Here is a 12,531-nt window from a genome sequence, read left to right on the forward strand (position 1 = left end):
ATATTGGAATTGCATTTCGACAGTTCAAGTTCCTAGGCATAGACTCAGCGGGAGTCGCGATTCAGCGCGGTCCCACCACCAGCGACCAATTGGCCGGTCGAGCGGCCATGCCGGCGACCGTCGCGACACCTGGCGGCATGCCGAACGGCCTCCCAGCCAGGATGAACGTTTGCCGATATCGTCTTCAATTCCAAGGAGGAAGATCGAGTTCGACTCTCGTCCGAAATGCTGGAACACCCCTTGCTGTACCTCTTGAGGGGACGCCTTTGGACATCTCATCCGTGCCGACGCCCGATTGGGGTCGGCTTAGTCAGGGAGCGCCGGGCGCGCGCCCAGTCGCCTCGATCCCACCGCTGTCTATGAAGTAGTGCTGGCCGAAGTGACCGCAGAAACCCTTGTCGCCGTGCTTAATGCACGGGAGTGTATGGCGCCCGCGCTGCGACGCTGCTTTATTAAGATCGCGTCGGTCGGATAAGGGCGGCTGGCCGACGGAGCAGTCTGCCTTCGGCCAGCCGATTGACGAAATGTCGAATGCTTACGGGATGGCGATAACCGCTTCGATCTCTACCTTGGCACCCTTGGGCAAGGCGGCGACCTGGTAGCACGCACGCGCCGGGTAGGGTTTTCCGAAGAACGTGGCATAGGCCTTGTTGATCTCGACGAAGCAGCCAAGATCGGTCAGAAGGACGGTGGTCTTTACGGTGTTGGCGAGATCGGTTTTGCCAGCCTTGGCAATTGCCGCGATGTTTCGAAGGCACTGCTCGGCCTGGGCAACAGGGTCGTCGCTGTTGAACTCCCCCGTCGCCGGATCGATCGGGAGCGCACCCGATACGAACAACAGGTTCCCCACGCGGATGGCCTGGGAGAACGGGCCAACGGCCCCGGGAGCTTCATCGGTCTGGATTTCGGTCAACATGCAATTTTCTCCTACTACTGAGTTCGTGTGTGGTTTCAGGAGTAACGGGCGACCGCCAGGTCGGTCGCGTCGATGTCGGGCGTGCGGCCGCTGACCAGGTCTGCGATCACGCGCGCCGACCCGGAACTCATCGTCCAGCCGAGCGTGCCGTGGCCAGTGTTGAGATAGAGGCCGCCGATCTTCGTCGCACCTATCACCGGCGTGCCGTCCGGGGTCATGGGTCTGAGGCCCGACCAGAAAGTGGAGCGAGAGACGTCGCCACCGGGGAACAGATCGGTGACGGAGTGCTCGAGCGTGTCCCGCCGCGCCGGATGCAGATCGTTGGTGTATCCCGAGATTTCGGCCATGCCGCCGACCCGGATCCGGCTGCCAAGCCGCGTGATTGCGATCTTGTAGGTTTCGTCCATCACGGTCGACTCGGGGGCGCGGGCTGCATCCGTGATCGGGATCGTCAGAGAGTATCCTTTCACCGGGTACACCGGGAGGCGAACCCCAAGCGGCTTCATCAGAAGCGGGGAATAACTACCCAGTGCCACGACGACCACATCGGCGGGGACGCGACCCTTGTCGGTGATGACGGCGCGAACCCGCCCGCCCTCGACGTCGAGACCATTGATTCCCGTCAAATAGGAAAAATATACTCCCAGGTCGGTTGCCTTCCGGGCGAGCGCGTCGGCGAATTTGAAGCAGTCCCCGGTTTCGTCCTTGGGAGTTAGCAGGCCCCCAACGATCTTTTCCCTGACGTGCGCCAAGGCGGGTTCAGCGCGTATGCAGCCATCCCTGTCCAGGACCTCGTAGGGAATGCCGTCGGCTGCGAGCGCCGCAACATCCTTCCCGGACGCATCCAGCTGCTGCTGTGTCCGAAAAAGCTGTAGTGTTCCCTGCATGCGCTCGTCATAGGCAATGCCGGTCTCTTCGCGAAGAGCGGCGATCGAGGCACGGCTATAGTCGGCAAGCCTTAGCATGCGGCTCTTGTTGATGGCGTAGTGCTTGGCGTTGCAGTTGGCCAGCATCTTGACGAGCCAGGAGAGCATCGCCCGATCCAGCTTCGGTCGCAGGATCAGCGGAGCGTGCTTCATGAACAGCCACTTCATCGCCTTCAGGGGAATGCCGGGCGCGGCCCAGGGCGAGCAGTAACCGAACGACACCTCCCCTGCGTTGGCAAAGCTGGTTTCAAGGGCAGGGGCCTGCTGCCTGTCGATGACGATTACCTCGTGACCCGCTTTGGCAAGCTGGTAGGCCGACGTCACGCCGATTATTCCGGCACCGAGAACTACGACTTTCATGTACGCCCCTGTTTCTACCGGAAGCCCGGACCAGACTTCCTGACGCTTTAAGTTCCTGTGGTTGAGTTTAGGTCAGCCCATGCGTTCCGAGGCATACGAGCCCGGAGAAGGCGGGAAGACCACGGTCTTATTTCCGTTGATGAAGACACGGCCATGGATGTGAGCGTGGATGGCGCGCGCGAGGACCTGGCTTTCCACGTCGCGACCCAGACTGACATAATCCTCGGCGCTCTGAGCATGGGTCACGCGCACGATGTCCTGCTCGATGATCGGACCTTCGTCGAGATCCGCGGTCACATAGTGTGACGTGGCACCGATGAGCTTCACGCCGCGTTCGAACGCCTGCTTGTAGGGATTTGCGCCTTTAAAGCTGGGGAGGAACGAGTGGTGGATGTTGATGATCCTACCGGACATCTTCCGGCAGATGTCGTCTGAGAGAACCTGCATGTAGCGCGCCAGAACGATGAGTTCGGCACCACTGTCCTCGACGATCTGCATCTGCTCCGCCTCAGCAGCCGGTTTGTTCTCCTTGGTCACCTTAATGCAATGGAACGGGATGTCGTGGTTCACGACCACGCGCTGGTAATCCATGTGGTTGGAGACGACGCCGACGATATCGATCGGCAGCGCGCCGATTCGCCAGCGATAGAGAAGGTCATTCAGGCAATGGCCGAACCGCGAAACCATCAGGATCACCTTCTTCTTCACGGTCTCGTCGAAGAATTCGGCGTTCGCCTCGTACTTGGCCGCGATTGCCGCGAAGCCGCCACGAAGGTCGTCAAGCGAGCGGCCTTCCTCGGATTGGAAGCTGACACGCATGAAATAGCGGCTAGTATCCCCGTCGTCGAACTGGGCGCTATCGGAAATGTTGCACCCATTTTCCGAGAGGTAGGACGCAATGGCGGCGGTCACGCCGCGGATGGATGGGCAGGCGACGCGCAGTGCGTAGCGAGGCTTGTTGGTCATAGCTTGAATTCCTGTTCTATTTGATCAAGCGGGAAGGGCCTGCTGACGGCGGAAGGCCGTGAGTGTGTTGGACAGGAGGCAAGCGATCGTCATGGGGCCGACCCCTCCCGGAACGGGAGTGATGGCAGCGGCATGACCCGCTTCGGCGTACGCGACGTCGCCGACAATGCGCGGCTTGCCTTCTTCGACGATGCGATTGATTCCTACGTCGATGACCACCGCTCCTGGCTTAATCCAGTCTCCGCGGACCAGCCCCGGCCTGCCGACGGCGACAACGAGGATATCGGCTGCCCGGCACAGGTCCGCGGTGTTTCGCGTCTTGGAATGAGCGACCGTTACGGTGCAGTTGGCGTTCATGAGGAGCTGCGCCATCGGCTTTCCGACGATGTTGGACTTGCCGACCACCACGGCGTTCAAGCCGGCGAGGTCTTCGCCCAGACGATCTTTGAGCAGCATCATGCAGCCAAGTGGTGTGCAAGGAACCAACGCGGACTGGCCCGTGGCGAGCCGTCCGGCGTTCGAAATGTGGAAGCCGTCGACGTCCTTGTCCGGATTGATCGCCTGGATGACCGCATTGGGGTCGAGGTGACGCGGCAATGGCAGTTGGACCAGGATGCCGTGGACTTCCGGGTCGTGGTTGAGGCGGTCGATCAGGGCCATCAGATGGTCCTGAGCGGTCTCGGCAGGAAGTCTGTGTTCGAACGACTTCATACCCGCAGCGATGGTCTGGCGGTGCTTGGACGCAACGTACACCGTGCTTGCCGGGTCGTCTCCCACGAGTACGACGGCGAGGCCGGGGACAGCACCGGTCTGGGCAAGCGATCCGACGTCAGCCCTGATCTTTTCCAGCAGGCCGTTGGCGAAAGCTTTTCCGTCAATCACGTCGGCTCGTTGCAGTCTATCCATTCCCATCTTGTTGGCTCTCCTATGGATCGGAATTGGCCTCTCGCCCTACAGGTATGAAAATGCCGCGCGTAGGTTGGTCCGCGCGGCATCTTCAAGCGTCCGGGCAATGGAGGTTCAGCTCAGTGCCCGTAGACCGGGAACCGACCGGTGAGGCCGGCGACTACAGCCTTGGCACCTTCCACGACGTCGTCAGCCGTTCCGGCGGCCTCCGCCTCGATGAGGTCGGCAATGACCTCGCCCAGCGCCCTGAAGTCTTCTTCCTTCAGACCGCGGGTCGTGGCCGCGGAGGTACCGAGACGCATGCCGACCCACTCGGCCGGGCGCGGGCTGTCACCCGGGATCGGGTTCTTGTTCGAGGTGATGTTGGCGCGGGCCAGCACATCTTCGACCTGCTTCCCATTGAGGCCCTTGCTCGAGAGGTCGAGCAGCACGATGTGCGTATCGGTGCCGCCGGATACGATACGGATACCGCGGTTTGCGAGGGTCTCGGCGAGGGCCTTCGCGTTGGCCTTGACCTGGTGGGCATAGACCTTGAAGTCGTCGCGAAGTGCTTCACCAAGGCAGATCGCCTTGGCAGCGAGAACGTTGCTGTGAAGCGAGCCCTGAACACCGGGGAACACCGCAGCCTGCAGCTTCTTGAACCACTCCTCGTTGTTCGTGAGGATAAGGCCGCCACGCGGACCGCGAAGGGTCTTGGTGGTGGTGCAAGTGACGATGTCGGCATGGGGGAACGGCGAGGGGTGAGCGCCGCCGGCCACCAAGCCCGCGATATGCGCCATGTCCACCATGAAGTACGCGCCGACTTTCTTGGCGATCTTCGACATACGTTCGAAGTCGAGTTCGCGCGGATAAGCCGAGCCGCCCGTGATCAGGAGCTTGGGACGGACTTCTTCTGCGATGCGCTCCATGTCGTCGTAATCGATGACTTCATTCTGCGCGTTCACATTGTAGTTGTGCGCTTTGAACCAGCGGCCTGACAGGTTGCCCTTCATGCCGTGCGAGAGGTGTCCGCCGGCAGCAAGGTCGAGCGAAAGGACCTTTTCGCCAGGCTTCAACAGCAGGAAGAAGACTGCCAGGTTTGCCTGGGTACCGGAGTGCGGCTGAACGTTGGCGTAGCCACAGCCGAAGAGTTCCTTGGCGCGGTCGATCGCGGCCTGTTCGACGATGTCGACGAACGCGCCGCCGCCATGGAAACGGTTCCCCGGATAGCCTTCCAGAGTCTTGTTCGTCATCTCGTGTCCGAGCGCGTCCAGAACTGCGCGGCTGACGATGTTTTCCGACGCAATCAGCTCGATCTGGTTCTGCTGGCGGGCGCGCTCACTTGCGAGTGCATTTGCGACGAGCGGATCGCGCTCTTCGACGTGAGTTTCGAAAAAGGCCTTCGCCACGTTTTCCATTTTCCTCTCCGATATCGGTATTGATTTCGTCGGAGGGGAAGGTAGTTGCCGTCACGATCCAGAAAAAGTTAATAATATTTGCTTATATCATAAGACGTGCTAATCAATCGCCGGCTGATGCGGAGGATGATATGGACATCGGACGTTTGCGCGCGCTCAGGGAGCTCTCGATTAGAAAGACGATGGTGGCCGTTGCTGAAGCTCTCTATGTCTCGCCGTCCGCTGTATCGCAACAGATAGCGCTTCTGGAGGAGGAGGTCGGCATTAAGCTGATCGAACGTCGGGGGCGGGGGGTCGTCATGACTTTGGCGGGCCAAAAGCTCGTGGAGCGAACCGAGAGCATTCTGTCGGAGATCGAGTCCGCGCGAGCAGATATCTCGGAACTGAAGAGCGTGATTTCGGGGGAGCTGAGGGTCGCCGCCTTCCCATCCGTGGCGGCGGCGTTGATTCCGAACGTGGTGCACCAGCTAGCCGAGTTGCATCCGCATCTGACCATCCAGTTCGACGAAATGGAGCCTGCGGAGAGCGTGGCGGCCTTGCGAAGCTGGCAGACCGACGTTGCCATCATCGACGACCTGAATATGCCAACAGGAGCCCTGGACCCCAACATCGAAGCCATCTTTCTGATGGAAGACGTGTTCAACGTCATGGTCTCCCAGGACCATAGGCTGGCTGAAAGACCGACAGTCAAACTCAAGGAATTACGCGACGAGCGCTGGGCTATCGACACCGCGTCCGAGACGTACAACACCATGCTTGCAGACGCGTGTCAGGCGGTTGGTTTCAAACCTAATATCGTCGCGCGCTGTAAGGGGTTCGAGGTGACGATCGCTCTTATCAGGCAAAACTGCGGCATCTCGATGCTGCCGGGGCTACGAGCCAGTCATGACCTCGAGGACGTCTGGGTGTGCAAGGTCGTCCCAGAAATTCGTCGTAAAATCTTCCTGGCATTTCGCAAATCCGAAAAGCGGAGCCCAGCGATGCAGGTGTTTATCGATCAGATCACTCACAAGCAGGGTGCGGGTTAGCTGATCTGCAGCCGAATGGCCATGCCGGTTCGCCGTTCTGGGGCCCGGCTTCTTCTATGCCAAGCGACCGCGCGGGCGGAGCCGCTGCGGGCGCGGAACTTGCGCTGTCTTGACCCCTCCGTACCGGAGCTCAGACTGTCGAACCAACATCTTTGCTAATGTATCAATCAAGGAGAATTAAGTAGATTTGAATGAATGGCATCCCTATCGTCCTGCTGCCGATCGACGGGCGCGACTTTTGGCGACATCCGCCAGCGGCGGGAAAATGCTTCAGAACGGCAAGAGCCGCTGTTGACAGCACCGATGTCAAGTTTTTACCAGTGCCCCCGTCGGTAGGCGTGCAACTCGCGAGAGCGATCCGAAAGGGGAACTGAAATGAAATTGATGAAAGCACTGACGGCAGGGGTTTTCGCCGGACTGGCCTTCGCAGCTACCAATGCGTCCGCATCCGTGCTGGATACGGTAAAGGAACGGGACGTTCTGAACTGCGGTACCGACAACACCGCGCCGGGCTTTGGCTATCTAAACACCACCACGGGTGAGATGGAAGGACTCGACGTCGATTTCTGCAAGGCCGTTGCAGCCGCCGTTCTCGGCGACGCGTCGAAGGTCAAGTTCATCACCGTAACCGACAAGAGCCGCTTCGATGCCGTCCTCACGAACCAGGTGGACGTGGTCTTTGCCCATACGACCATCAAGCCGGCCCGCGAATCCGCCATCTCCATCGACTTTCTGCCGATCAATTTCTATGACGGCAATGGCGTCATGGTGAAGGTCGAGTCGGGCGTACAGCAGTTCAGCGACCTTGAGGGCGCTACCATCTGCACTACGCAGGGTTCCTCCACCGAAATGGTTCTTACGAACGCCTTCAAGGCTCGCGGCTGGACCACGTCCAAGGTGCTGACCTACGAGAACCTCGAGAAGCTGTTCGCCGCACTGAACTCCGGCCGTTGCAACGCCATGAGCACCGACAAGTCCGCGCTCGCCGCCTGGGCTGGCAACTCCCCGAAGCCCGCCGACTATCTGATCCTTCCCGACACTCTCGACAAGTCTCCGTTCGGCGGCTTCGTTGTTGCCAACGACTCCAAGTGGCGGAACGCGCTGCGCTGGGTGCACTACGGTCTCTTCCAGGCTGAAGAATCCGAAATCACCCAGGCGAACCTCGACGAAAAAATGAAGAGCGAAGATCCCTTCGTTCAAAAGTTCCTCGGCGTGGGAGGCGGCTACGGTAAGGATTTCGGCCTCTCTGACGACTTCGTAGCGCAGGCGGTCAAGGCCGTCGGAAACTTCGGTGAGATCTACGACCGGAACCTCGGCCCCAACACCAAGATGTACCTGGAGCGCAAGGGCACCTCGAACGCCCTTTGGACCCAGGGTGGCGCGATCTACTCCCCGCTCTGGAATTGATCCTGAGAATGGGCTGGAGCGACGGTGGTCGCTCTAGCCCGCAACGGCGCTTGGAGTCCGGATATGACCATCAGTGAAACGAACCGGGCACCGCGTGCCGTCGGTCGCGACCAACAGCAGGCGAGGCGGTTCCGTAACCGGTTGCGCCACGACTCCGCACAAGTGGCAATAGTGGCGGTGGCGTTGGCGCTTGTCGCCTTGCTCGCATATGCGGTGAAGGAAGGGCTTGCCCAGAAAGGGATCAAGTTCAGTTTCGCCTTTCTCGCAAATGCGGCCGGCTTCGAAATCAGCGAAGGGAAGACCCTTTCGTTCATCGACGGGTTCCTGCCCTCATTCGAGACTTTCACTTCGGACAGATCGAACGGAGCAGCCTTTATCACGGGCATGTTGAACACCGTGAAGGTCGCGGTCCTCGCCATCATCTTCAGCACGATACTCGGCACGCTGCTCGGGGTCGGCCGTCTTTCGACGAACTGGGTTGTCCGAACCCTATCGTTCTGGATCGTGGAGTTCGTGCGGAACACGCCGCTGCTGATCCAACTCGTGTTCTGGTACTTCGCAGTCGTACTGCAGTTCCCGCCTCTGGCATCTGCCGCTAAGCTTTATGGTGGTCTCATAGTGAGCCAGCAGGGCCTATACCTCCCAGCCCTCTCTTGGGAGGGCGACGGCTCCGCTGTCTCGATCGGTCTTGCTACCGCCACATGGGTTGCGGTTGTCGGAGCGATCCTGGACCCGGTTAAGGGAATGCGTCGCGCCTGTACGGTCGCGATCGTGGCCCTCATCGGCCTATTCTTCGCGACAGGAAGGATCTCGATCGATTACCCGGTCGCAACTAGGTTCCAGGCGAGCGGCGGGACAGGCCTCAGCCCCGAGATGGCCGCGCTTTTGTTGGCCATCGTCGTGAACAGCGCTTCCTACATCGCCGAAATCGTCCGTGGCGCGATCGACGCACTGCCCAAAGGGCAATGGGAGGCCGCCGGTTCGCTCGGTCTCAGCCGCCGCAACACGGTCAATGACATCATCCTTCCGCAGGTGTTCCGCGTCGTCCTTCCGTCGTTCGGAAATCAGTACATCAGCCTCGCAAAGAACACCGCTCTCGGTATCGCGATCGGGTACCCGGACCTCTTCAACGTCTATGGCACCGTAGCCAATCAGACGGGTCACAGCCTCGAGGGCATCGTCATCGTCATGATTTCTTACCTGATGCTGAGCTGGATCATCAGCGCAATCGTCTCGTGGGCCGATAGACGCCTGAATCAAAAGGGAGCGTCCCGATGATTGCTTACGCATTCAAGTGGTCCCGTCACAACCTGTTCGCCAAGCCCTTCGACGCGGTCCTTTCGATCGTAGTGATCCCGGGAACGCTCTGGCTGGTATACTCCGCACTCCATTGGGCGTTCACAGCTGCGCAATGGGATGTCATTCCGCAGAGCATGCGCGTTCTGATGATCGGCATCTTTCCTGCGGACCAGGCTTGGCGGGCCTGGACGGCCGTCGGCATTATCGGCGGCCTCCTCGGCGCGGGTCTGGGATGCGTTTTCGGTTTCCGCAAACACCATGCGCTTTTCCTTGCCTTGGTTCCCGTGGTCCTGTTGATCGTCGGCGGAGGGTGGCAAGTCTCTGCCTTGACCACCCTGGTCATGGCAATCCTCGCGTGCGGTTGGGTGTTGACTTCCTATCTGCCGCTCGCCAGGCATGTCCTCTTGCCAGCCGCGGTCACGGGGTTCATCGCGGTCTTCGCCGTGATGGCACCTCCCGGGGTGGGGCTTTGGGGTGGATTGCTCCTAAGCGTCCTGCTAACGCTGGTGACGGCTGTTCTGTCCCTTCCGATCGGTATTCTCCTCGCATTCGGTCGCCGCAGTCGGTTTTCCAGTGTCCGCCTCATCTGCACGGGCTATATCGAGACCATGCGGTCGCTTCCGCTGATCCTGGTCGTCTACTGGATTTGGATTCTCATGCCCGTGCTGGCCACAGGATGGGGCCTCGCCGATGTCGCCCGCGGCATGATCGGTTTCACCATCTTCTATTCGGCCTATGTGGCTGAATACGTCAGGAGCGGACTTCAGGCGGTACCCAAGGGTCAGACAGAGGCGGCCCGGTCCCTTGGCATGAGCGAGTTCGACATCAACCGCTCGATCGTGCTTCCGCAGGCGCTGCGGGTTGTCGTGCCGCCGCTCGTCGGGAACGTGCTCGACATCTTCAACGCTGCGCCGCTCGTGTTCATTATTGGCCTGACCGATTTTCTCCGGGCTGGCCAGATGATACTCGCGAACCCGCAAAATGGGGACCGCACCTACGAAGTCTATTCATTTCTGCTGCTGAGCTATTTCCTCGTCGGATCGATGATTACGTACGCCGCGCGGAAGCTCGAAGCGCATATGGCCGCTGGCAGTCGCTAAGCAGGTAAACATGGAGTCAGAGCGATGAACACCATCGTTGAAATGAAAAGCATAAACAAATTCTACGGCTCACATCACGTGCTGAAGGATATCGACCTAACGGTGACGCGCGGCGAGGTCATGGTCGTCCTTGGGGCCAGCGGTTCCGGGAAGTCCACGTTGATCCGGTGCGTGAACGGTCTGGAGATGTACCAGAACGGAAGTCTAGTCGTGGATGGTTACCAGATGCCTGTCGAAGAAGATCGTCGGCTCGGCGGTGAAAGCGAGCTGGCGGAGATTAGGAAGGGCGTGGGCATGGTGTTTCAGCAGTTCAACCTGTTCCCCCACAAGACCGTCATCGAGAACATCACGATCGCGCCGATCCGCGTTCGGAAGAAATCCACGGCGGAGGCAGAAGCCGCAGCGATCAAGCTCCTGGAGCGCGTGGGCTTGAAGGATCATGCCCACAAGTACCCCGGACAGCTGTCCGGTGGCCAGCAGCAGCGCGTTGCTATCGCGCGGTCCTTGGCGATGGAGCCTCACCTGATGCTCTTTGACGAGCCGACCAGCGCACTCGACCCGGAAATGGTGGGCGAGGTTCTGGACGTCATGCGCGAACTTGCCGCCGAGGGCATGACGATGATGATTGTTACCCACGAGATGGGTTTCGCTCGCGAAGTCGCAGATCGCGTCGTCTACATCGACCAGGGCTCGATTCTCGAAATCGCCAAGCCGGAAGCGTTCTTCGATAAACCTCAGAACGAGCGTGCTCGCTCGTTCCTGGCTCGCGTGCTGAAACACTGATCCAGGATTTGGGAAATCGACTTCACAGTTCCCGCATGCTGGGATCTCCGTCCAGCGTGCCGGACTAGGTCACAGCGATCGCTTTGCGAGTTGCATGACGTGATGAAATTTAGGAGTTCGCAATGACCTACAAACTTCCGGATACCACTCTCGGCCAGGAGGTCGCCGCCGGGCAGCCCACGCTGTGGGTAAATCCGTCATATCGATTGGGAGCCATCGACAGTTCTGACCTGCCGGTGAGCCCGGCGGACGTTGTCGAAGCCAAACAGAACTGGGAAAGGCTCGCGCCACTCCTGCAGGCATGCTTCGAAGAACTGCGCGAGACAGGAGGCGCGATCCGTTCGAACCTCGTCGAACTCCAAGGTCTCAGAGATGCCATCGGATACGATTCGCTCGACTATGGTCGTCTGTTCATCAAGGCGGATAGCGACCTGCCCGTTGCCGGTTCGATCAAGGCGAGGGGAGGCGTATATGAGGTCTTCCTTTTCGCAGAGAACCTGGCTCGTGAGAACGGGCTGCTCGGAGAGGACGACGATGTCCAAAAGCTCGCCGGCGACGAAGCACGAGCGTTCTTTTCGAAATACACGGTCGCTGTCGGCAGCACGGGTAATCTCGGCTTGAGTGTCGGCATCGCGGCACGGGCCCTTGGCTTCAAGGCAACCGTCCATATGTCGTCCGACGCGAAGCAGTGGAAGGTGGACCGCCTCGTCCGCATGGGTGTCGAGGTCGTCAAGCATGAAGCGGACTACACCACTGCCGTCGAGAACGCCCGCGTCGTGGCCGAGGGTGACCCGACCATTTACTTTGTCGACGACGAGAAGTCCCGCCACTTGTTCCTTGGGTACAGCGTCGCCGCATTCGAGCTGGCCGAGCAGCTGAAGGCGGCGGGCGTTACCGTTGACGAGCAGAACCCGCTGTTTCTTTACCTTCCTTGTGGCATCGGCGGTGCTCCGGGCGGCGTAACCTTTGGCGCGAAGGCCGTATTCGGTGACAACGTGCACCCTTTCTTCGTGGAGCCCGCACAATCGCCATGCGCGCTCGTGCACATGATGTCGGGTTCGGAAGAACTGGTGTCCGTCTATGACGTCGGTCTGACGAACAAGACCGAGGCCGATGGAATGGCAGTCGCGAGGATGTCCGCCTTCGTCGCCACGGTCATGCGGGAGATGTTGGCAGGGGTCTACACTGTCGCCGACGACGATTTGCTTAGAATGCTGCTGGCAGCCCACGAAACCGAGGGATGGCGTTTCGAGCCCTCCGCCACAGCGGCGCTCCTCGGGCCCAAGTTCATCGTACGCCACCCGCACGGGGAGGAATTCACCGCGCAGCACGGCATTCAGGACAAATTGGGTGAAGCTACACATATACTTTGGGCGACGGGTGGCTCTTTCGTGCCCGACGAGCAGTTCCAGAATTTCCTGACCGAGGCCAAGAGTACATGAA

Annotated in this window: 11 protein-coding genes; 6 read left to right on the plus strand and 5 right to left on the minus strand. The window is 59.9% G+C overall.

The genetic code is table 11. The features are described from left to right. Positions 1-535: 535 nt before the first annotated feature. From AC1DDS_RS23350 to AC1DDS_RS23370, 5 genes are all read right to left on the minus strand, one after another. Positions 536-916, minus strand: coding sequence for a RidA family protein (locus AC1DDS_RS23350; RefSeq protein ID WP_477481038.1), 381 nt, complete (start codon positions 914-916; stop codon positions 536-538). Positions 917-951: 35 nt separating this feature from the next. Further along, positions 952-2,202: a D-amino acid dehydrogenase gene (locus AC1DDS_RS23355; RefSeq protein WP_477481039.1), complete on the minus strand. Its 1,251-nt coding sequence runs from the start codon at positions 2,200-2,202 to the stop codon at positions 952-954. A 72-nt stretch (positions 2,203-2,274) separates the two neighbouring features. Further along, positions 2,275-3,168 (minus strand): formyltetrahydrofolate deformylase, encoded by an 894-nt coding sequence (purU, locus tag AC1DDS_RS23360; RefSeq protein WP_477481040.1) that lies wholly within the window; start codon positions 3,166-3,168, stop codon positions 2,275-2,277. Between the two features lie 24 nt (positions 3,169-3,192). Further along, entirely contained in the window at positions 3,193-4,080 is an 888-nt protein-coding gene (gene folD / locus AC1DDS_RS23365) for a bifunctional methylenetetrahydrofolate dehydrogenase/methenyltetrahydrofolate cyclohydrolase FolD (RefSeq protein WP_477481041.1), read from the minus strand. A gap of 113 nt (positions 4,081-4,193) precedes the next feature. Beyond that, positions 4,194-5,471, minus strand: coding sequence for a serine hydroxymethyltransferase (locus AC1DDS_RS23370; RefSeq protein ID WP_477481042.1), 1,278 nt, complete (start codon positions 5,469-5,471; stop codon positions 4,194-4,196). 131 nt (positions 5,472-5,602) lie between these two features. Here AC1DDS_RS23370 and AC1DDS_RS23375 point away from each other — a divergent pair, with 131 nt between their 5' ends. From AC1DDS_RS23375 to AC1DDS_RS23400, 6 genes are all read left to right on the plus strand, one after another. Then, positions 5,603-6,499, plus strand: coding sequence for a LysR family transcriptional regulator (locus AC1DDS_RS23375; protein WP_477481043.1), 897 nt, complete (start codon positions 5,603-5,605; stop codon positions 6,497-6,499). 375 nt (positions 6,500-6,874) lie between these two features. Continuing rightward, positions 6,875-7,906, plus strand: a complete 1,032-nt coding sequence (locus tag AC1DDS_RS23380) for a transporter substrate-binding domain-containing protein (protein ID WP_477481044.1) — start codon at positions 6,875-6,877, stop codon at positions 7,904-7,906. Positions 7,907-7,969: 63 nt separating this feature from the next. After that, positions 7,970-9,184 carry an ABC transporter permease subunit gene (locus tag AC1DDS_RS23385; protein WP_477481045.1) on the plus strand — a complete coding sequence of 405 codons (1,215 nt, stop codon included), beginning with the start codon at positions 7,970-7,972 and terminating at the stop codon, positions 9,182-9,184. Continuing rightward, on the plus strand, positions 9,181-10,305 hold the full coding sequence (locus AC1DDS_RS23390) for an amino acid ABC transporter permease (RefSeq protein WP_477481046.1): 1,125 nt from the start codon (positions 9,181-9,183) through the stop codon (positions 10,303-10,305). The genes AC1DDS_RS23385 and AC1DDS_RS23390 overlap by 4 nt, the downstream gene beginning before the upstream one ends. Before the next feature lie 24 nt (positions 10,306-10,329). Continuing rightward, positions 10,330-11,088, plus strand: a complete 759-nt coding sequence (locus AC1DDS_RS23395; RefSeq protein ID WP_477481047.1) for an amino acid ABC transporter ATP-binding protein — start codon at positions 10,330-10,332, stop codon at positions 11,086-11,088. 122 nt (positions 11,089-11,210) lie between these two features. Then, complete coding sequence (locus AC1DDS_RS23400) at positions 11,211-12,530, plus strand: D-serine ammonia-lyase (RefSeq protein WP_477481048.1); 1,320 nt, start codon at positions 11,211-11,213, stop codon at positions 12,528-12,530. Position 12,531 lies beyond the last annotated feature (1 nt).

The organism is Mycoplana sp. 10N416, assembly GCF_056394765.1.

Coding starts and splice junctions, on each gene's coding strand:
- folD (WP_477481041.1), bottom strand. CDS start 4,080: ATGGGAATGGATAGACTGCAACGAGCCGACGTGATTGACGGAAAAGCT.
- AC1DDS_RS23390 (WP_477481046.1), top strand. CDS start 9,181: ATGATTGCTTACGCATTCAAGTGGTCCCGTCACAACCTGTTCGCCAAG.
- AC1DDS_RS23385 (WP_477481045.1), top strand. CDS start 7,970: ATGACCATCAGTGAAACGAACCGGGCACCGCGTGCCGTCGGTCGCGAC.
- AC1DDS_RS23380 (WP_477481044.1), top strand. CDS start 6,875: ATGAAATTGATGAAAGCACTGACGGCAGGGGTTTTCGCCGGACTGGCC.
- purU (WP_477481040.1), bottom strand. CDS start 3,168: ATGACCAACAAGCCTCGCTACGCACTGCGCGTCGCCTGCCCATCCATC.
- AC1DDS_RS23395 (WP_477481047.1), top strand. CDS start 10,330: ATGAACACCATCGTTGAAATGAAAAGCATAAACAAATTCTACGGCTCA.
- AC1DDS_RS23355 (WP_477481039.1), bottom strand. CDS start 2,202: ATGAAAGTCGTAGTTCTCGGTGCCGGAATAATCGGCGTGACGTCGGCC.
- AC1DDS_RS23375 (WP_477481043.1), top strand. CDS start 5,603: ATGGACATCGGACGTTTGCGCGCGCTCAGGGAGCTCTCGATTAGAAAG.
- AC1DDS_RS23370 (WP_477481042.1), bottom strand. CDS start 5,471: ATGGAAAACGTGGCGAAGGCCTTTTTCGAAACTCACGTCGAAGAGCGC.
- AC1DDS_RS23400 (WP_477481048.1), top strand. CDS start 11,211: ATGACCTACAAACTTCCGGATACCACTCTCGGCCAGGAGGTCGCCGCC.
- AC1DDS_RS23350 (WP_477481038.1), bottom strand. CDS start 916: ATGTTGACCGAAATCCAGACCGATGAAGCTCCCGGGGCCGTTGGCCCG.